Origin of the sequence: Rhodococcus sp. C3V (genome assembly GCF_029269915.1) — a bacterium.
Taxonomy (GTDB): Bacteria; Actinomycetota; Actinomycetes; order Mycobacteriales; family Mycobacteriaceae; genus Rhodococcus_F; species Rhodococcus_F qingshengii.
The window spans coordinates 873684-893526 of sequence record NZ_JARJBE010000001.1 but is presented as its reverse complement, the minus strand read 5'-3'; the positions used below and the strand labels follow the sequence as shown (position 1 = coordinate 893526).

The following is a 19843-nucleotide window of genomic DNA, read 5'->3' as shown; positions in this document are numbered from 1 at the left end:
CTACTAATTGAAGGGTTGAAAATGACTGATGCTTTTGTCCTCGACTACGTGCGCACACCGCGCGGCCGAGCATCGACGCGAGGTGCCCTCCACGAACACAGCCCAGTCGATCTTGTCGTCCACCTGGCCAAGGCTTTGCAGGGTCGAACGAACCTCGCCGCAGAACAGATCGACGACGTCGTTCTCGGTTGCGCATCGCAGGTGGACGAGCAGGGCGCGAACATCGCGAGAACTGCCGCACTCCTTGCCGGTTGGGGCGATTCCGTTCCCGGCGCGACCCTCAATCGTTTCTGCGCATCCGGCGTCGACGCAGTCGGCCAGAGCGCGGCCCGCATTCGCGGCGACGACGTGTCCCTCGTCGTGGCCGGTGGCGTCGAAAGTGTCTCCCGGACTCCGATGTTCAGTGATCGAGGACCGCTGTGGATCGACCCGGCAACTATCGCGCAGATCGGTTCCATCCACATGGGTGTTGCCGCCGACTTGAATGCCACGATCGAGGGGTACTCCCGCGACGAGTTGGATGCCTACGGCGTCGAAACCCAGCACAAGGCTGCCGAGGCCTGGCGCAACGGCGCATTCGAGCGGTCCGTTGTGCCTGTCCCCGGCAGAAACGGAGAAGCGGGAACAGCTCACGACGAACTGGTCAGGGCAGAGACGACGGCAGAGGGACTCGCAGCGCTGCCTGCCGCCTTCGAAGGGCTCGGCGCCGCCGGTCAGGATGCACTCGCGCTCGCTGCCTATCCCGAGATAGGAAAGATCGAACACCTGCACACCGTCGGATCCTCTCCCGCCATGGCCGACGGCGCAGCGCTCCTACTCCTCGGATCCGAGAAAGCCGCGGCCAGAGCCGGCCTGACCCCTCGCGCACGGATCATCGGATCCGCCTCGACTTCGGTGAATCCGGTTCTCATGCTCACGGCGGGTCAGAGCGCCGTGGAGGCAGTCATCGCTCGAGCCGGGCTTCGTCCACGGGACATCGACGTGTTCGAGTTCGCAGAGGCCTTCTCCGCGCTCTGCCTACGGTTCCGCCGCGATCTTGACGCCGGGCCGGACCGCATGAACCCCAACGGCGGCACGATGGCGATGGGCCATGCATTCGGCGCCACCGGAGCAATTCTCGTCGGCGCGTGCGTCGACGAACTGGTACGGAGCGACGGACGCTACGGTGTGGCCGCGGTCAGCGGCGCCGCCGGTGTCGGAGTCGCGGTGCTCGTCGAACGGGTCGCCTCATGACCGTCAGTTCACTCTCGGGCCGCGTTGCCGTCGTCACGGGAGGGGGTAAGGGCCTCGGCCGTGCCGTCGCATTGCATCTCGCGAGCCGAGGGGTCACGGTGATCGTGAACAATCGGAATCGCACACTCGATTCGAGCGGCCGAGGCCCTGCAGATCAGGTCGTCGACGAAATCCTCGAAACCGGTGGACAGGCCGTCGCCAACCACGACGACGTCACCGACCCCGAGGTCGGCCGAAAGTTGGTGGACGACGCTCTCACTCGGTTCGGACGACTCGATTTCTGCATCACCAGCGCCGCGGTCAGCGGTCCACAGATGCTTCATCGCACTACCGCCGAGAACCTCAGCACCGTCATCACGACAAACGTCGTCGGAACCGCACTGGTCGCCGCCGAAGCCTCCCGAGTGATGCGCGAAGCCGGATTCGGGCGCATCGTGATGATTGCCTCGACCGCAGGACTGCACGGGGAACCCACCGTGTCCGCCTACGCCGCCAGCAAGGGTGCCGTCATCGCATTGGGACGCACCGCAGCCGGCGAAGGTGCGAGTCGCAATGTGTTCACCAATGTCGTACTGCCCTATGCCACTACGCAGATGACCGAGTCCGGAATGGATCCACGATTCATCGACATCATGGGTGCCGACCTGGTAGCCCCGGTGGTCACCGTCCTCGTCGATCCCGAGTCCACGACCAACGGGCAGGTGATCGTCACGGCAGGTAACGGGGTGCGTTCGGCCGACGCCGTCGAGGGCTCGACCGAGTTCTTGCCCACCACCACAGAACTCGATGCCAAAGCGCTCGACGCGCTACTCGTGACCAGCCGACTCGGCGCTCCTCACACCTATCCGAGCGCACAGGAAGCCTTCGCGGACTTCGCTTCCGAACTGCTCGACCACCACAATCGGAAAGCGCGCGCATGACCGACATCCCACTGGGCGACCTTGCACTGAACTTCGGTGTGAGCGCACTCGCCGTCCTCGTCTTCATCGCAGTCGTGATGGCCGTCGCCATCCGGATGAACAATCACTCGATCATCGACATCTGCTGGGGGCCTGGCTTTGCCGTCGTCGCCGTCGTCTCGTACCTGACGTCCATCGGGTCGGACGGCAACGATCTGCGTCGCCTCGTCGTGCTGGCTCTGACCGTGGTGTGGGGAATGCGACTCGGCCTCTACATCGGCTTCCGAAACCGTGGGCACGGGCAGGACAAGCGCTACACTGCCCTGCTCAAACATCAACAGGGACCGCTGGTTCCGTTCCTGATTCGCAATATCTACGGCCTCCAGGGCGTTCTCATTCTCGTGGTGTCGCTGCCCGTCCAGTTCGCGATGTACGAGTTTCGCGCCCTCGGAGTCCTCGGCGCGATCGGCATCGCGGTCTGGACCGTCGGCTTCGTCTTCGAATCGGTTGGAGACTACCAACTTTCCCGCTTCAAAGCTGATCCGGCCAATGCCGGGAAGGTGATGGACCGTGGGCTCTGGGCCTGGACCCGCCATCCCAACTACTTCGGTGATGCATGCGTCTGGGTCGGACTGTTCATCCTCGCGCTTGGTGATCCATTGGCGCTGATCACGATCGTCTCTCCGATCGTCATGATCAAACTGCTGGTGAGCTACAGCGGTAAGGCCCTTCTCGAACGCGGCATGCGCAAGAGCAAGGGGCAGGCCTACGACGACTACGTCGCCCGGACCAGCGGATTCTTACCTCGTCCACCCCGTCCGGCACGAAACCACGCGTCGTGAGCGCCCCCACGAGTGGTCTCGCCGACGTCTTCGATCTGGAATCGACCGGCCCGGACCGGTGGCAAGGGTCGAACGACGGTGTTCGGCTGCCTCAGCTGTTCGGCGGCCAACTGGTAGCCCAGTCGATTCTCGCAGCCGGGCACACGGTTACCGACGGCAAAGCGATCAGTTCCGTCCACACCCACTTCCTTCGCCCGGGGTCGACGAATCGCGCGACCGAGTTCTCGGTAGATCGCCTTCGGGACGGAAAACGCCTGTCCACCAGAGGCGTCGACGTCCACCAGGACGGACGACTCGTCTGCCGTTCGACGGTCTCTGCCTCCTCGATCGACGAGGGCATCACTCACAGTCGCGCAGTACCTACCGCACTCCCGCCCACTGAGTGCGTGACGTTGCAAGAGTTGGCCGAGGCAGACGGTGGGTTGGGTGAGGTGTGGGAGGAGTTCTCCGCCATCGAGATTCGTGTTTCCCCCCTTGATTCGCACTCCCCCACCGCGCATTCGGCGGCGCCTCCGCGCAACATCTGGATGCGTTCGGCTCAGCGGCTGAGCGACGATCCACTGATTCACGTGGCTGCTCTCGCTTATGCCAGTGATCTGATGCTGATGGCAACCGCACTGACTCCGCACGGCTACGACATCGGGCAGGAGCACTCGCTCGACACGGACTGGATTGGTGTGTCCCTCGATCACACGATGTGGTTTCAACGCCCTGTGCGAGCGGACGAGTGGCTGCTCTTCGAGCACGCGACCCCCACAGCTCACGCCGGCAGAGCAGTCGTGAATGCGGCGGCCTTCGATCGATCCGGACTCCAGATCTGCCAGATCACTCAGGAAGCGTTACTCATGCCCGCACCGAGTGATTCCCGACTCTTTCTGCAGACCATTCGGTACGGTCTCGCGGTGCCGCAGGGTGCGCGGCCTATGATTTCGGGGTGGTACGAGTGAATGCAGCCGGATCTTCGACACCCACCGCGTCGGCGGGCGTCACCGAGTTGCCTGCCGGCGGTCCGAACGCACTGGCCGTCACGCTCGGGTTGTTGGGGGACGAGTGGAACCTCTGGATTCTGCGATTCGCCCTGTTGGGGTCGCGGCGATACAACGACTGGCTCGCCCTCGGGGGAATCTCCAACTCCGTATTGTCCTCACGGTTGGCGGTCCTGACGGCCGGCGGAATGCTCGAGCGTCGTGAGTATCAGCAGAACCCGCCCAGGCACGAATACTCGGTCACCCGCAAAGGGCAGTCGATCTGGCCCGTCCTCATCACCATGTGGTCGTGGGAGAAGCAGTGGGCGCCCAATGAAACCCAGCCGCTTCCACCACTGCGGCACAGCACCTGCGGAAACGACTTCACCCCGATCCTGCGCTGCAAGGAGTGCGGCGAGGACGTGGACGTACGATCCCTGGACTCCCAAATGGGTCCGAGTGGGGACTTCTCACGCAGTGTCCCGGAAGCAACATCGCGGCGACGCTCCACCAAGTCCGAACGCCGTCCGGAAATTCTGGCTCACACGATGGAACTTGTCGGCAATCGCTGGTCAGCGGCGATCATCGGTGCAGCTTTCCGAGGCGCTCGCCGCTACGGAGAGTTCGCCGAGATCACCGGTGCACCACCGGCGATAGTCGCGGATCGCTTGAAGCACCTCACCGAGATCGGTGTGATGGAAACGCGTCCGCTTCCGGATCGCCCACAGTGGTCGGAGTATCGACTCACCGCCAAGGGCACGGCGTATTTCCCCGTGGTGATGTGCATGATCTCCTGGGGTCAGCGTTGGTTCAGATCCGCGGACGGACCGGACATCGTTCTCCATCACAAGGCCTGCGGTAAACGGTTCGAAGCGCGCTTGGGTTGCAGTGTGTGTGGTGAAGAGTTGAGGTCTTCGGACATCGAGGCCGTCGACCTCACCACCTCGGTTCACGTACCCGGGTCCGGTTGGTCCTGAGGTCCCCGCTCAGCCGGCAGTGCGGATCCGGTCGAAGCTCCGGCCTCGGTGTTCGAGCGGCAGCCTGTCCCCTCGCCCGAACAGTTTGTTGCGCAGCGTTCCCTCGTCGTAGTCGCCCTGGTAGGCACCTCGTTTGGTCAGCTCCGGAATCACATGCTCCACAATGTCTTCGAAGGTTCCGGGAGTCACCGCGTACGCGAGATTGAAACCGTCGACGTCGGTCTCGGACACCCACTCCTGCAACTCGTCGGCGACCTCCGCGCCGGAACCGACAACGATCGGGCCGAGCCCGCCGATGCCCGCCCACTCCGCGATGTCCCCCACCGTCCATTCGCCGCCTTTCTCGTCGGCCTGACGAAACGATGCGACCGCGGATTGAATGGCATTGCTCTCGACGTTCCCGATCGGCTCGTCCGCTCGGTATCCGGAGAGGTCGATTCCCATCCACCCCGAGGTGAAAACGAGCGCGCCTTCACTACTCGCGTAGCTGCGGTAGTCCTCGAGTTTCGCCTGGGCCAACTCAGGGGTTCGGTCGGTGATGATCGTCAACAGTGTGTAGATGCGGGCCGAGTACGGATCTCGCCCGACCTTCGTCAGTTCGTTTCGGATTCGGGCAACGGTGTCTTTGAGAATCGCCTTTGTCGGTGCACCGACAAAAATTGCTTCGGCATTCTCAGCGGCGAACCGCACCCCACGAGGCGACGCGCCGGCCTGGAAGATGACCGGCGTCCGCTGCGGAGAAGGTTCGGAGATGTGGATGCCCGGAACGGTGAAGTGCTTGCCTTCGTGCTCGATCGGATGAACCTTGGCGGGGTCTGTGTAGACCCCGGTGGTTCTGTCACGCACCACCGCGTCGTCTTCCCACGACGTTTCCCACAACTTGTAGAGAACTTCGAGGTACTCGTCCGCGTGGTCGTAGCGATCGTCGTGCTGGAGTTGGTCGTCCTCGCCCATGTTCCGTGCGGCCGAGGGGAGGTATCCGGTGACCACGTTCCACCCGATTCGCCCGTTCGTCAGGTGGTCGAGGGTGCTCAAGCGCCGAGCGAACGGGTAGGGATGCTCGAAAGCTGTACCTGCGGTGATCCCGAAGCCCAAGTGCTCGGTCACGGCAGCCATCGCCGACGCCAGCAGTAGCGGGTCCGAGACCGGTACCTGCGCGCCCTGCCGCAGCGCTGCGTCGTGATTGCCGCCGTACACGTCGTACGTTCCCAACACGTCAGCCAGGAACAGCCCGTCGAATCGTCCACGCTCGAGGAGCTTCGCCAATTCCGTCCAGTACCTCAGATCCGTGTACCTGGACGACTGGTCCTCCGGGTGGCGCCACAGACCTGGCGATTGGTGGGCGACGCAGTTCATGGCAAAGGCGTTGAATCGGATTCTGCGGGTCATTCCCGCACGATGCCGTGCCTGCTCCGCGGTGAACACCATTGCGATCAGTGCGATCGGTTCGGCTCCTGCTTGCACCCGGCGATACCGTCGACTTCGCGACCTCGTCGGCGGGCCGCTACACTGACTAGCGCAGCTGTGACGCCCGAGGCTTCGTGCCGACAGGTCGAGCGGATGCAACAGCAGTATCGAGAAGCGAAAACCCCGGCAGCACAGGGTTTTCAGTGCTTGTCGGTACGCTCCCCGCCCTCGTAGCTCAGGGGATAGAGCATTCCTCTCCTAAAGGAAGGGTCGCAGGTTCGAATCCTGCCGAGGGCACCAGGTGGGACTCTCCCCACATCGGCGTGACCAACGTGCCATTCTTGAATTCATGACGACGCCTCACTCCACGGCTACTCCCCCGAAGAACATGTCTTTGATCCCGGGTGGGACGTACTGGATGGGCTCCGAAGATTTCTATCCGGAAGAACGCCCAGTTCACCAGGTCACAGTCGACGGATTCTGGATGGACACGACGGCGGTGACGGTCGCCGAGTTCCGACGCTTCGTGAAGGCAACCGGCCACGTCACCACTGCTGAAATCGCCCCGGACGCCGCCGACTATCCCGACGCCGATCCAGCCCTCCTCGTCCCGGGATCGTTGGTCTTCAATTCGCCACCCGGCCCGGTTTCACTTGACGACTACACCCAGTGGTGGTCGTTCACTCCCGGCGCCGATTGGCGCCATCCCGAGGGCGCCGACAGCAACATCGGGGGACGTGAACGGCACCCCGTCACCCACGTGTCGTACTTCGACGCCCAGGCCTACGCCGCGTGGGCCGGCAAGGAACTCCCGACCGAGGCCGAGTGGGAGTTTGCCGCCCGCGGTGGACTCGATCGCCAGGCGTACGTGTGGGGCGATCACGACTCTCCGGGCGGGCGGCCCGGTGGCAACGTGTGGCAGGGCCAGTTCCCCTGGGAGAATCTGCTCGAGGACGGGTACGAGCGCACCGCTCCGGTCGGAAAGTTCCGGCCCAACGGCTACGGACTGTTCGACATGGCCGGGAACGTGTGGGAATGGACGGCCGATCACTACACATCGGACCACGCCCACAGTTCCAAGAACGTCGCCCCGGCCTCGTCGTGCTGCATTCCTCGTAATCCCCGAGCGGAGTTCGCCACGGAGGCGTTGGTGGGCGAACCCTACGCGCGACGGGTGATCAAGGGCGGCTCACATCTGTGTGCACCGAACTACTGCTTGCGCTACCGCCCCGCCGCGCGGCAGGGCGAATCCGAGGAGTCCTCGACCTGCCACGTCGGCTTCCGGTGCATCATCCGCATTCCGCAGGAGTAGATCAGAAGGGCACGTCCCCCAGGATGGCCACCCGCTCCATGACGCGGCGATGAGGGAAGTAATCACTCGCTGCGTAGTGCTGGGTAGCCCGGTTGTCCCAGAAGGCAATGGAATTCGGCGCCCACTTGAAGCGGCACTGGAAGTCCGGGACCTTGACCTGCGCGAACAGCAGGTTGAGCAGATCGTTGCCTTCGACAGGATCCATGTCCGGAATGTGGGTGGTGAAAAGGCTGTTGACGAACAGAGTCTTACGCCCGGTCTCCGGATGCTTACGCACCATCGGGTGCAGGACCGGCGGGTACTGCTCCTTCATCTGTTCCAACTTCTCCGGGCTCATGCCGCGTCCGAAGGACGGCACGAAATCGTGGATGGCGTCCTTGCCGTCGATCAATTCCTTGATCTCGTCGGGGAGGCAGTCGAAGGCGTTACCCATATCAGCCCAGAGCGTGTCACCACCGGCAGGCGGTACGTCGATCGCCCGAAGTACTGAACCGAGCGGCGGCGTCTTCGTCCAGGTGACGTCGACGTGCCAGATGTTCTCGGTTCCTGGACTGTCCTCTCCGCGTTCGAATCTGACGACTGCCGGGACCTCTCCCTGTGGGAGAAGTGGATGGACCTCGAGTTCACCCCAATGGGCCGCGAAGTCACGATGATTCACGCTCGAAATCGGCTGGTCCCGAAAGAACACGACCTTCCATTCGAGGAGGGCCCGGCGCACGTCCTCGATCTGCTCCTCCGACGGATCACGCAAGTCGATATCGCTGATCTCGGCACCGATGAACGGTGTGACGGGTGTCAGAGTGAACCGCTCGTACGGCCTCGATTCAACGCCTTCCGCATTGCGCCTCATTCCGCGTGGTCCGAATTCGATTGTGTGATTGCCGATTTGGACTGTTCGTGAGGATGTAAGGGTAGCCATCGAATGACTCCGTCCTGTCGTGTCGTGTCGCGGGGTCACACGTCAGTCGACGCGTGCACCCGCTTTGCTCGTGTGCGTTTGTGTGCGCTTCGGGGCGCGGTCAGTGCTCCTACCGCGAGATCGACCAGATGATCCACCGTCGTATCGAAATCTGCCTGCACAACCGGGTTTTCGTCTTCGCGGCGCTGCTCGAAGATTGCCAGAGCGGAGACGCTCATGTTGAACGTCAGATCGATCCGTTCCACCGCGACGCGGCGGGGCAGATGTGGCAATGCCCGCGTCAACCTGACGACAACTTCGTTGATCCCCTCGCTGACCTCGCGGAACTCAGCACTCTGCGTATCCACCGACGGTGAGATTCGGGCAATGAACCTCGCATAGTTGGAACCGTCGACCGTCGCCAGATAATCTGCCAGCGGGTACAGAAAGGCTTCGACCAAAGCACGGACCAAGTCGGTCCGCCCACGGGCGTCGATGTCGTCGAGACACGACAGTCTTGCTGCGTTTATCTGATCCATCCGATGCCGGAATACGGCCAGCACCAGACCGTCTCGCCCACCGAAGTGATACTGAACTGCAGAGTTGTTGCGCTGCCCGGCCGCAGTCGCCACGTCCCGCATGGACACCTCGTGAATACCTTGCTCGGCGAACATCCGCTCGGCGACGGCGATCATGGCGTTCTTGGCATCCAACGAGGCGGGCATACACCGACCATATAAGTCACTGTCTTAATTCCGCAAGCCCCATCCCCTGTGCGCGGTTAGAGAGTGCAGGGACTCCTCAACCACTCACGGGGGTAGTTGTCCCAGTCAACGAGACATACGCCGCCAACTCAATTCCGCTCGATACGCTCCAGATTAAGACGACCGCTTAATCCACCCGGTTTTGCACACGCCAAGGAGCCTGCTGGTGAATCGCCATTCCATTCCGATCATTCCCGAGACGCCGAACGTCGCGGCCGCCGTGTACTACCCCGATCAGAATCCCCCGTACACCCGCCCGGAACCGCTTCGCCCGCCGGTCGGGGCCCCGAACGTGCTGCTGATCATGATCGACGACGTCGGATTCGGCGCACCCTCCGCGTTCGGTGGCCCGTGCCGCACCCCCACCGCCGAGCGTTTGGCCGAAACCGGCGTGAAATACAGCCGATTCCACACCACGGCTCTGTGCTCGCCGACGCGTGCCGCCACACTGACCGGGCGCAACCACCACAGTGTCGGTATGGGTGTCATCTCCGAAATGGCCAACGCGGCACCGGGATACAACGGAACCCGACCCGCCTCTGCAGCCACGGTCGCACGCGTCCTGCAGGGAAACGGCTATGCGACAGGTGCTTTCGGTAAGATGCACCAGACCCCGACGTGGGAGACCACCGCTGCCGGGCCGTTCGATCGGTGGCCGGTCCGTGAGGGTTTCGACAAGTTCTACGGTTTTCTCGGTGCCGAGTCCGACCAGTTCACCCCGGTTCTCTACGAGGACTTCACGATGGTCGACTTACCCAAGACGCCACAGGAGGGTTACCACCTGTCCGAAGATCTCGTCGACCACGCGATCGAATGGGTCGAGGGCGTCAACACGATGGACCCCGACAAGCCGTGGTTCTGCTATCTCCCCTTCGGCGCGTGCCACGCTCCACTGCAGGTTCCGGACCGATACCTGAACAAGTACGTCGGCGAATTCGATCATGGGTGGGATCGCCAACGCGAGATCACCCTCCAAAAGCAGAAGGAACTGGGCGTCGTCGCTCCTGACACCGAATTGGCCCCCTGGGCTCCAGGGCTCCCACACTGGGACGAACTCGACGACGACCAGAAGAAGGTCTCGGCCCGTTTGATGGAGTTGTACGCGGCGTTTCTCGAGCACACCGACGACGAGGTAGGCAGACTCGTCGACCGGTTGCAGGACATGGGTGTACTCGACAACACTCTGGTGCTCTACATGATGGGTGACAACGGCGCTTCCGCGGAAGGCGGAATGGAGGGTTCGTTCAACTACCTCGCCGGCCTCAACGGTTACAAGAGTGCGACATCCGACGTACTGGCGCGCTACGACGAATTGGGGACCGAAACCAGCTACCCGCACTATCCGGCGTCGTGGGCTCTGGCTCTCGACACCCCTTACCAGTGGGCCAAGCAGGTTGCGTCCCACTACGGCGGTACCCGAAACGGTCTGATCGCCCACTGGCCCAAGGGGATCAACAAGCCAGGAATCAGGGAGCAGTGGCATCACTGCGTCGACATCACGCCGACAATCCTGGAAGCTGCCGGCATTCCGGCACCGACCAGCGTCGACGGGGTGACCCAGAAACCGATGGAAGGCGTGGCGATGAACTACACCTTCGCCGAGCCCGACGCCGAAGAGCGCCACACCACACAGTATTTCGAGATCTTCGGCAACCGCGGAATCTACGATCACGGTTGGACCGCAGTCACGGCCCACCGCGCACCCTGGCTGATGGCCACTCACGGCCTCGAGCTCACACCGATGAGCGAAGACCGTTGGGAGCTGTACGACACCTCGGTCGACTGGTCGCAGGCCCGCGATCTCGCGGACGAGCATCCCGAGATCCTGGCCCGGCTCAAGGAAAAGTTCCTCGTCGAGGCTGCCAAATATCAGGTGTTGCCGCTGGACGACAGAACGGTCGGTCGCCACGCCACCGCGGAATCACGACCCCCGCATCCGATGATGGGCCGCAAGACCCTCACGCTGTACCCACACATGAACGGTCTGGTCGAGAAAGCCGCACCGACGTTCTTCAACCGCTCGTACACGCTGACCGCGAGTCTGGGTAGCGTCGCCGACGGCATGCTGGTCAGCCTCGGTGGCCGGTTCGGCGGATTCGCTTTGTACATCATCGATTCCGTTCCCGTCTACTGCTACAACTTCAGCGGCGGTGGTCGGACCTTCGTGCGTGGGCGCAACCCGCTGGCACCCGATGCGTGCGAGGTGTCCGTCCACTTCGAGTACGACGGCGGCGGAATCGGCAAGGGCGGAACCGCCACCCTGATTGTCGACGGCGAGGTGATCTCCGAAGGCCGGATCGAGAAGACCACTCGGGCGACCTTCAGCATGAACGAACAGCTCGACGTCGGCATCAACCGGGGAAGCCCGGTGGCGGAGGAGTTTGCGGAGAAGGGCACGTTCCGCTACGGCGGCAAACTCCACAGCGTGACCGTCGACTTACGATCCACCCGAGACGTGGTGTCCGCAGAGGAACGGGAGAAAATCTCACTCGCCGTGCACTGATCGACCAGGCGACGCTCGCCGATTGTGCAGCCGCGCGCGATATCTGCCGTGCGGCTGCACAATCGCCCTGCGTCTATCCGACCGTGTACATCTGCAGGCACGGCCCCACCGGGCGAGCTTCCAGGACGTCGCGGGCCTTCTCACGCGCTGCGTTGAACTCCCAGGGCGCAGTGGTGCCCGGCACTCCGAATCGATATCTGCTCAAGGCACACGAACGCTGCGGTTCCGGTAGACGATCCAAGGCGGGTACCGCGTCGACGGAGAGCCCGCGTAAGTAGGAAACGTCGATGCTCTTGCCGCCCTCGAACCGTTCCACGTTCTTTTGCGCGATGTACGCGTCGGGGTTGAACACCGCGAAGGCCAGCAGCGCGACGGCCGAAGTGGCGAGAACAGCTGTGGGCAGCCACTTCCCGGACATCCGAATACCTGCGACGAGCAACAACACGAACACGAAGCCAAGAAGCAGCTCGGTCGCGAAGACGCTGACCCGGAGCACCGTGAAACCGTACTGATTCTCGTACAACCACATCCGGTGCACAGCGGACGCCACGATCACCAGGCTGAAGACACACAGTGCACCCAACAGTCCGCGGGCAAGACGCCTCGATCCAGCGTCCCGGCGGTCGATGTACCGCACTGCGACGGCGATGACGAGCAGCGTCAGCACGGTAACCGCCATGAGCTGCCAGAAACCCTCACGCGCGTAGTCCGCATAAGTCAGTCCGTCGGTCACCTGTACGTGCTCGTCTCCCCCGAACAGCGTCTTCGTCTGTACTGCAACAAAACCGAGGAACAGCACGTTGAGCACTCCGAGCGGAACCGCCCACTCCCACATCGGCAACGGCGTCGCGGGCGCAGGTGCAAACGCGTCCACCGTCGGCGTTCTGCGGCGCAGGTACACCGCAACCAGTGTGCCGAACGCCATCACGACGCCGGCAAAGATCCGTGCCCCCGGGTTCGACACCGAGATGGCAGGAGCGAAGCCGCCGAAGATCTTCGCGAACTCCGGATCCGCACTCACGAACAAAGATCCGAAAATCAGCAGGAGAAGAATCGACACTGCGCTCACGACGACAACTCGCGCCGCCGGCACCCGCGGAGCAGAGCGGGTAGCGAGTTTTCGACGACGAACGAAGTTGACCGTCCGGTGGGGTGCCCGCCAGGGAGCGAACGTTCCCAGAAGTATTCCGGTCCACGTCCGCCCGCCGATCAGAGTCCACGTGAACAGAACCCACGCAGCTACGACGCAGAGGAACACCAACCACTCCGCACCGCGAACGGCGGCAACGCCCAGAAGTGCGAGCATCCCCATCGCGGCGGCCCACTGCGTCAGGGTCATCCGCGGCGGCGTCAGAATCCCGAAGACGATCACCACACCGGCACCCACGATCACGTACGCGATACTCGCGAACCCTGGGTCGAGGATCAGGGCCGCAAGCACCCCTACTGCGGCCGCGCCGAGGAGCATCGAGCGGGTGGCCATCGACGTGCGATCGGGACGCCAGAACCGGCTGGGACGCTTGGGTTTTACGGCCGGCATCGGCGGTTTCGGTGGAATTACTATCGGAGCGCTCATGTGATCTCCTATGTGTCTGGTTCAATTTTCAGGGTCGGAAGTACAGACGAATGCCGATGAAGACATGCGCCATCGCGAGATCTCTCGATCTCGTCAGGGACTTTGATTCAGTTCTGCGGCAGCACTACTCGAATGCAACAACCCGACGGGGCATCGACGACGGCAATCCTGCCGTCATGTAATTCGACCGCCCACTTCGCGATCGCGAGGCCGAGTCCGGTGCCCCCGTCGGTCGAGCCGCCGCGGATGAAGCGGTCGAACACTCGCTCACGGGCCTGTGGTTCGATGCCGGGGCCGTCGTCGTGGACGTCGAGCACCAACTCCCCCGCGCTGCCGGTACGTACTCGGATGACAACTTTGGTGTCGACGTTCCCGTGCTGAACCGCATTGTCCACCAGGTTGGTCACCACCTGGTGGAGGCGATCCGGATCGGCGACCACGGACAATTGTGGAGGCTTGACGTCTATCTCGATGTCGCCCGCACTCACACTCGACAGCTCGCGTAGGAACGGCTCGACCTCGAAACGGCGGCGTTTCAACGGCATTGCGCCACCCTCGAGTTTCGAGAGATCGAGAAGGTCGGCTACCAGCGCGCCCAGTCGTTCCGTTTGCCGCAGCGCCGATTTCATCATCGCCGGATCCGGTTCTTCGACACCGTCGACGACGTTCTCGAGCATGGCTTGCAAAGCGGTGATGGGCGTGCGCAGTTCATGGGAGACGTTGCCGATCAACTCGCGGCGGTACCGGTCGTCGGCCCCGAGGTCCTCGGCCATCCGATTGAACGCATGGGCGAGTTCGCCTACTTCGTCTCTGGAAGTCGCTCGTACTCGCCGCGAATAGTCGCCGCGCGCCATCGCCTTCGCCGCGGCCGTCATCTCGCGAAGCGGTGACGTCATCCCGTGTGCGAGCACCTGCGTAACGCCGAGAGCGACAACCAACGCCGTCAGTAGAGCAAAACGAAACGGTTGTTGCGACGTCAGCCAGAAACCACCGGCGGCGAACACCAGTGCTGCGACAACCAGGAGGCCGACCTTCACCTTGAAGGACCGCATCGGGTCCAGCGGCCGCGGCCACCGTGCAAAAAGACGGTCGACGACGCTCATCGCGGCACGTCCCAGGCGTACCCGACGCCGTGAACGGTCCGGATCACGGAAGGTCCGAGCTTGCGTCGCAGTGCCTTGACGTGGCTGTCGACGGTCCGACTGCCCGCTCCCTCACCCCAGCCCCAGATCTCCTCGAGCAGCGACTCCCGCGGGATCGCGGCTCGCGGCCGCTCCGCCAGATAGGCGATGAGATCGAATTCGGTGCGAGTCAGGTGAACTTCTTGCGCATCACGGCGCACTCGACGTTCGGTCAGGTCGATCACGACGTCACCGAACTCGAGGAGGTCGGCCACCGGGCGAGCAGCGTGCTCCGCGCGATCCGCACGCCGAAGCAGAGCCTGCACCCGGGCGACGAGCACACGCATGCTGAACGGCTTGCTCAGATAGTCGTCGGCCCCGACGCCGAGACCGATCAGCATGTCCGTTTCATCGGCGCGAGCGGTCAGCATCAGCACAGGCACCGGGCGCACGGCCTGGATGCGGCGGCAGACTTCGAGTCCGTCGAATCCCGGCATCATCACGTCGAGTACCACCAGGTCTGCGTCCATCTGCTCGCAGCGGGCCACCGCGCTGGGACCGTCGAACGCCAGCTCGACGTCGTAGCCCTCGGCACGCAGCCTCGCCGCGATGGACTCGCAGATGCTGACCTCGTCGTCGACCACGAGCACTCTTCGCTGACTCATGGAACTGACTGTATTCGGCCCTCGTGGATGAACCTGGGAGGACTTGTGAAGGTTCTGTGCAGGTTCTAGAACCTGCGGATGTTGTTGATCGGCAGATCCGCCAGGGGCGTCAGTCCGGTCGGAACACCAACTCCGTAGGCGTTGAACACCATTCCGAACCCAGCGTAGATGCCGACGTGCGTCGCACCGGGGTAGAAGGTGATGACGTCGCCGGGGGCGAGGGCCCACCGGGGAACCGGCTGTCCGACGTTGGCCTGCTGTTGGCTGGTCCGTGGCAGATTCACGCCGGCCTGCCGAAACGCCCATTGCACCAGCCCGGAGCAGTCCCACGAGTTCGGCCCGACGCCGCCCCACTGGTAGGGCTTTCCGGTCTGAGTGCTCGCCGCTGCCAGCGCGATCAGCCCTGCCGGACTCGGAATCGGAAGGGCGGCTGATCCGCTGCTGATGCTGCCCGTGCTTCCCACGCTTCCGGAACTCCCGCTACTGCCACCGCTACCGAGGCTTCCCGGGTCGGCTGAGGCAGGGGCAGCGGAAAGCAACAGGACACTTCCGGTCAGCAAAGCCGCGACCGTTCCCGTGCGGAGTGTCGACTTCTTCATGCATCCGTCCTTCGTGGGAGTCGTTTCGGCGCGCGGCAGCGCACCTCGATAGCCGTGAACTGGTAAGACACGTGAAAACAAACACTTCGTTCGGATGTTAACGGCGTGGACGTGGTGTTCGGACAGGAATGATTGATCCGATTTGTCGGTTTTGAACAAACGGGCCTTACGTCCCGGGCTGGCAGAAGATCAGGGAATGATGGGGGATTTCCTGGATCCCGCGGCACGACAAGGTCCATAGATTCGACTCATGCGCCCATACCTGCTCGTCGCCGCGGTCATCATCGGAGCCACCACGGCACTCGTCGGTTGCTCGACGCTCCAGCGCGCAGTGGAGATTCAATCGGATCTCGACGGACTCACCAGGTCGGGTGTCGTCGGGTCGATCGCAACACTCGACGACGGCACCACGACGGCTGTCATGACCAGCGGCGTGCCCAACCGGACCAACGGCGATTCGATCGGCAAGAATGATCGCGTCCGGATCGGAAGTGTGACAAAGACATTCACAGCTTCACTCGTTCTGCAGTTGGTCGCCGAGGGCAAGGTCGACCTCGACGCACCGATCGAGCGGTATCTCCCGGGCCTACTGCACAGCAGTGACATGGACGGCAGTGGCATCGACGGTAGCGCGATCACCGTGCGGCAACTGCTGCAACATCGCAGCGGCCTTCCCGAGTTCGCCGGAGAACCCGGCGCCGACGAATGGATTGCCGCTAACGAGAACAGAACGCTGACGCCGTCCGCCGCGGTCGCCATCGCCCTCGGCAAACCGGCGCAATTCGTCCCCGGAACGTCGTTCGTCTACACCAACACCAACTACATCGTTCTCGGAATGCTCGTCGAATCCGTGAGCGGCCGCAGCTACGCCGATGAACTCCGGTCTCGGATACTCGATCCGCTGGACTTGGAAGACACGTACCTCCCGCCGGCCGGTGAGCTCGACATCAGGGGCGATCACCTGACGGGCTATCAGGATCTCGACGGTGGCCTGACCGACGTTTCCCGCACGGAACCGTCGATCCCCTGGGCTGCCGGAGCGATGGTCTCGACGGGCACAGACCTGAACACCTTCTGGCGTGCACTACTCGACGGGCGGGTGGTGCCGGCCGAGCAGCTTGCCGAGATGACCACCCCTCAGGTCGCCGCCACCGAAGCCGAGGGACTCGGGTACGGGATGGGCGTCGGCGCCACCGAACTTCCCTGCGGCGTCACCTATACCGGCCACAGTGGTGGGATCTACGGGTACTACACACTGTCCGGCGCGACGCCGGACCGCGCGTTCACTGTGACGCTGACGTCGACGCCGAAGGACCAGCCGGACACCGTCGCGATACTCTCGCACGCACTCTGCCCCTGACGCTGTTACCAGTATTGATAACGTTTTCCATCAGTGTCCGCGACGAAAATGACCGCGTCGGCGCCGTCCAACTCCGAAGGTTTCAGCGGCAGGTGGCCGGGCAGGATCGCCTCTCCCGCGGTGACGGACGGGTCAAGTGCTGCGCGAAGTGCGGGCGCCAGAAACAGGGCACGCCGACTGGTCGCATCGGCCAACGCTCCCTGCAGAGTGCCCGGATCACTGTCGGGGTTGGCGTCGGTTGCCACGAATACGTAGCGCTCCCCGAGGACAAGTCCGACAAGTGAGCCGGCGCTCCCCCAGCTGACCACGTCGCCGTTGACGGGCATGTCGGACGGCACTCGCAGGAGATGGGCATTGTGTGCGAAGAGCAGGATCGGCCCGCGTCGCTGCTCCTGGACGACGACCGCCAACAGGTTCTCGGCCATCATCTCGGCACGCAGACTGAGCAGAGTGCCGATGCGATCAGGAGCGGAACTCGCCATCGCGGAGTGATAGCGCAAGAGCCCCAGAGCGGTGCGTGAATGTGCAAGGGCCAGGTCGTACCCGGCCGGGTCGGCGGGCCGCAGCACAGGTGCGGCGCGCCGCAGGACGCTGGCGAGGTCGTCCGCAATGATGCGCAGGGCACGAGCCTGATCGGAGTTGCCGACGGACGCAGCCGGTTCGAACATCGCCGCCGGGTTGGTCCAGTCGGTGTCCTGCCCGAGCAGAAGGTCGATGTCGTCGAACGAGTGCGGCCGCATCGCAGCGGGCAGGAAGTCACCTGCTGCAGACAGCGCGCCACGTGGGCTCGGTGCGCCGGAATACTCCACCGGAGCGTCGAAGCCGTAGAAGCGAACTCGGTCGGCCGGAGCGCGGCCGTGGTTGTACTCGCGTAGCCATTCGACGAGTTCGCGGTTACCCGGTACCGCACCGAATCCGTGGCTGAAGCCTGTGGCGAGCACCTTCTCGATGTCCGCCTCTCCCCCGTTTCCGTAGTCGTCGACAAGCAAAGCCGCAAAGACATCTGTTTCGAGCACGATCGACCGATATCCTCGTTCGACCAGTTGGCCGAGAAGTTCGTTGCGCAGCAACGGAAAAGCCTTGATCCCATGAGTCGGCTCGCCGAGAGCGAGCAGAGCCGGCACCTCGGTTCGCGCTGCGAGCAGTTCGTCGACGGCACGACCAAGACTTGCCGCGTCTTCGAGTTGGCGGCCGAACTCACTCAGCGCTGGGGCAGTGGACATGATCATCCCTTTCGAAGGTGGACTGCCTTCGACAGTATCGTTGAAGATTCGAGTGAAACTTTCACCGGCAATTACCTGGGGTATACCGTGAAAAGCCTCAATCGGAGGTGATCAGTGCGGCCCATAGACCTTGCCCGTGAACACGGGTTGTCCGCACAGGCGATCCGCAACTACGACGATGCCGGCATCCTCCCTCCGACCGAGCGCAGCACTTACGGCTACCGGCGATACACCCCAGTGCACGCGCAAGCCCTGCGCACTTTCCTCGCATTGCGCGGCGGTCACGGGCACCAGCGGGCCACGGAAATCATGCGGGCGACCAACCAGGGCGACACCGAGTCCGCCTATCGCCTGATCGACAGTGCGCACATGACGCTGCTCGCCGAGCGAGGAACTCGCACCGAGGTAGCCACAGCGCTGGGGACTCTGTCCACCATGGCACCGGCACTGGTGCACGGTCCAGCGCTGACGGTGGGTGAGCTGGCGCGCCGTCTCGGCGTTCACCCGGCGACACTGCGCACATGGGAAGAGCACGGCATCCTGCGCCCCGAGCGCGAACGAGCAACGGGTTATCGCGAATACGGTCCGGAGTGTGTGCGCGACGCCGAGATCGCACGGCAGCTGCGGCGCGGTGGCTATCGGCTGTCGCAAGTCGCTCAGTTTCTCGATTCGCTGCGCGAGGCCGGCGGAGCAGACGCATTGTCAGCGTTCCTCGAATCCTGGCAAGACCGGCTGACCACACGCAGTCGCAACCATCTCGCCGGCGCAGCTCAGCTCGATGCCTATCTCACGATGCTGGATCAGACCTCGCCTGGTTGCCGATCAGCAAACGGTTGAGGCGTCAGTTCACAAGCCGCGCAAGGCTCCTCACCATCTCACCGACGGTGTCGGTCGACGGCCACGGGAATTCCGGGAGATCGGCCCGCAACATCACCTGTCCGTGCAGCGAAGTCCAGATCGATACCGCATCGACAAAAGTGTCTGTGCTGGCCGACCTCCCAGCGGCGACGCACGCGTCGAGGTTGGTCACCAGTGTGTTGAAGGCGGCCAGTCCTCGCGTATCCGATTGTGGTGACTGACCTTTCGGCCTGGACCACCCGAACAAGACCCGATACCGAGCGGGCTCGGAAATGCCGAACTCGACGTATGCCGAGCACCCGGCATACAGACCCTCGACCGGGTCGGGGTGTGCGGAAACGGCGTCGGCCACGGCGAGATGCAACTGCTCCAGCGATTCGGAGACCACCGCTTCGACAATGGCATCGCGATCGGAAAAGTGTCCGTAGATAGATGGTGCGGATATCCCGACTTCGCGAGCGACTGATCGGAGCGTCACCGCCTGATCCGATCCGGTGCGGGCGATGAGCGTCGCCGCTGCGGCGACGATCTCTCCGCGGAGCCGTGCGCCGCTTCCTCTCGGATTTCGGGCGCGAGTACTCCGAGAACCACTCGTCCCAGTTTCATCGGCATCTTCGGAAACATCACTCACCCGACAAACT

At 63.4% G+C, this 19843-nt stretch carries 18 protein-coding genes and 1 tRNA gene; 10 read left to right on the top strand and 9 right to left on the bottom strand.

Translation table 11 applies throughout. The features are described 5' to 3' along the window. Positions 1-21 precede the first annotated feature (21 nt). The 5 genes from P3G66_RS04435 to P3G66_RS04415 are packed head-to-tail and all read left to right on the top strand — an operon-like array spanning position 22 to position 4916. Positions 22-1233, top strand: a complete 1212-nt coding sequence (locus P3G66_RS04435) for an acetyl-CoA C-acyltransferase (protein WP_218679783.1) — start codon at positions 22-24, stop codon at positions 1231-1233. After that, positions 1230-2153, top strand: coding sequence for an SDR family NAD(P)-dependent oxidoreductase (locus P3G66_RS04430; protein ID WP_276116235.1), 924 nt, complete (start codon positions 1230-1232; stop codon positions 2151-2153). The genes P3G66_RS04435 and P3G66_RS04430 overlap by 4 nt, the downstream gene beginning before the upstream one ends. Then, positions 2150-2974 carry a DUF1295 domain-containing protein gene (locus P3G66_RS04425; RefSeq protein WP_276116234.1) on the top strand — a complete coding sequence of 275 codons (825 nt, stop codon included), beginning with the start codon at positions 2150-2152 and terminating at the stop codon, positions 2972-2974. The genes P3G66_RS04430 and P3G66_RS04425 overlap by 4 nt, the downstream gene beginning before the upstream one ends. Then, positions 2971-3921: an acyl-CoA thioesterase domain-containing protein gene (locus tag P3G66_RS04420; protein WP_276116233.1), complete on the top strand. Its 951-nt coding sequence runs from the start codon at positions 2971-2973 to the stop codon at positions 3919-3921. Before P3G66_RS04425 ends, P3G66_RS04420 begins: the two co-directional genes overlap by 4 nt. Beyond that, positions 3918-4916, top strand: a complete 999-nt coding sequence (locus P3G66_RS04415) for a helix-turn-helix domain-containing protein (protein WP_003940366.1) — start codon at positions 3918-3920, stop codon at positions 4914-4916. Before P3G66_RS04420 ends, P3G66_RS04415 begins: the two co-directional genes overlap by 4 nt. Positions 4917-4925: 9 nt before the next feature. On the opposite strand, the gene P3G66_RS04410 is transcribed toward P3G66_RS04415, so the two are convergent. Continuing rightward, positions 4926-6305 (bottom strand): LLM class flavin-dependent oxidoreductase, encoded by a 1380-nt coding sequence (locus P3G66_RS04410; RefSeq protein WP_204855484.1) that lies wholly within the window; start codon positions 6303-6305, stop codon positions 4926-4928. A gap of 242 nt (positions 6306-6547) precedes the next feature. On the opposite strand from P3G66_RS04410, the gene P3G66_RS04405 reads away from it, so the two are divergent. Then, a tRNA-Arg gene (locus P3G66_RS04405) sits at positions 6548-6623 on the top strand. A 49-nt stretch (positions 6624-6672) separates the two neighbouring features. After that, complete coding sequence (locus P3G66_RS04400; protein WP_037125552.1) at positions 6673-7635, top strand: formylglycine-generating enzyme family protein; 963 nt, start codon at positions 6673-6675, stop codon at positions 7633-7635. Between the two features lies 1 nt (position 7636). On the opposite strand, the gene P3G66_RS04395 is transcribed toward P3G66_RS04400, so the two are convergent. Together P3G66_RS04395 and P3G66_RS04390 are read right to left on the bottom strand one after the other, a co-directional pair. After that, entirely contained in the window at positions 7637-8554 is a 918-nt protein-coding gene (locus P3G66_RS04395) for a TauD/TfdA family dioxygenase (protein ID WP_276116232.1), read from the bottom strand. 35 nt (positions 8555-8589) lie between these two features. Next, the gene (locus P3G66_RS04390; protein ID WP_276116231.1) at positions 8590-9258 is read right to left on the bottom strand and encodes a TetR family transcriptional regulator; all 669 of its coding nucleotides are present in this window, start codon (positions 9256-9258) and stop codon (positions 8590-8592) included. A 205-nt stretch (positions 9259-9463) separates the two neighbouring features. Here P3G66_RS04390 and P3G66_RS04385 point away from each other — a divergent pair, with 205 nt between their 5' ends. Next, entirely contained in the window at positions 9464-11800 is a 2337-nt protein-coding gene (locus P3G66_RS04385) for an arylsulfatase (RefSeq protein ID WP_276116229.1), read from the top strand. A 73-nt stretch (positions 11801-11873) separates the two neighbouring features. On the opposite strand, the gene P3G66_RS04380 is transcribed toward P3G66_RS04385, so the two are convergent. The 4 genes from P3G66_RS04380 to P3G66_RS04365 form a co-directional block, all read right to left on the bottom strand. Beyond that, positions 11874-13376, bottom strand: coding sequence for a DUF4173 domain-containing protein (locus P3G66_RS04380; RefSeq protein WP_346349155.1), 1503 nt, complete (start codon positions 13374-13376; stop codon positions 11874-11876). A 107-nt stretch (positions 13377-13483) separates the two neighbouring features. Continuing rightward, complete coding sequence (locus P3G66_RS04375; RefSeq protein WP_007727705.1) at positions 13484-14479, bottom strand: HAMP domain-containing sensor histidine kinase; 996 nt, start codon at positions 14477-14479, stop codon at positions 13484-13486. After that, a complete protein-coding gene (locus tag P3G66_RS04370; RefSeq protein WP_003940586.1) occupies positions 14476-15162 on the bottom strand; it encodes a response regulator transcription factor in 687 nt (228 codons plus the stop codon). The genes P3G66_RS04375 and P3G66_RS04370 overlap by 4 nt, the downstream gene beginning before the upstream one ends. 65 nt (positions 15163-15227) lie before the next feature. Next, the gene (locus P3G66_RS04365) at positions 15228-15761 is read right to left on the bottom strand and encodes an NlpC/P60 family protein (RefSeq protein ID WP_003940435.1); all 534 of its coding nucleotides are present in this window, start codon (positions 15759-15761) and stop codon (positions 15228-15230) included. A 250-nt stretch (positions 15762-16011) separates the two neighbouring features. Between P3G66_RS04365 and P3G66_RS04360 the strand changes: the two genes are divergently transcribed. After that, positions 16012-17121, top strand: a complete 1110-nt coding sequence (locus P3G66_RS04360; RefSeq protein ID WP_007727723.1) for a serine hydrolase domain-containing protein — start codon at positions 16012-16014, stop codon at positions 17119-17121. Between the two features lie 5 nt (positions 17122-17126). On the opposite strand, the gene P3G66_RS04355 is transcribed toward P3G66_RS04360, so the two are convergent. Beyond that, on the bottom strand, positions 17127-18350 hold the full coding sequence (locus P3G66_RS04355; protein WP_003940531.1) for an erythromycin esterase family protein: 1224 nt from the start codon (positions 18348-18350) through the stop codon (positions 17127-17129). Between the two features lie 108 nt (positions 18351-18458). Between P3G66_RS04355 and P3G66_RS04350 the strand changes: the two genes are divergently transcribed. Then, complete coding sequence (locus P3G66_RS04350; protein WP_276116228.1) at positions 18459-19181, top strand: TioE family transcriptional regulator; 723 nt, start codon at positions 18459-18461, stop codon at positions 19179-19181. A 4-nt stretch (positions 19182-19185) separates the two neighbouring features. Here the strand turns inward: P3G66_RS04350 and P3G66_RS04345 are convergent, their stop codons facing one another. Next, the gene (locus tag P3G66_RS04345) at positions 19186-19833 is read right to left on the bottom strand and encodes a TetR/AcrR family transcriptional regulator (RefSeq protein ID WP_003940096.1); all 648 of its coding nucleotides are present in this window, start codon (positions 19831-19833) and stop codon (positions 19186-19188) included. Positions 19834-19843: the final 10 nt, after the last annotated feature.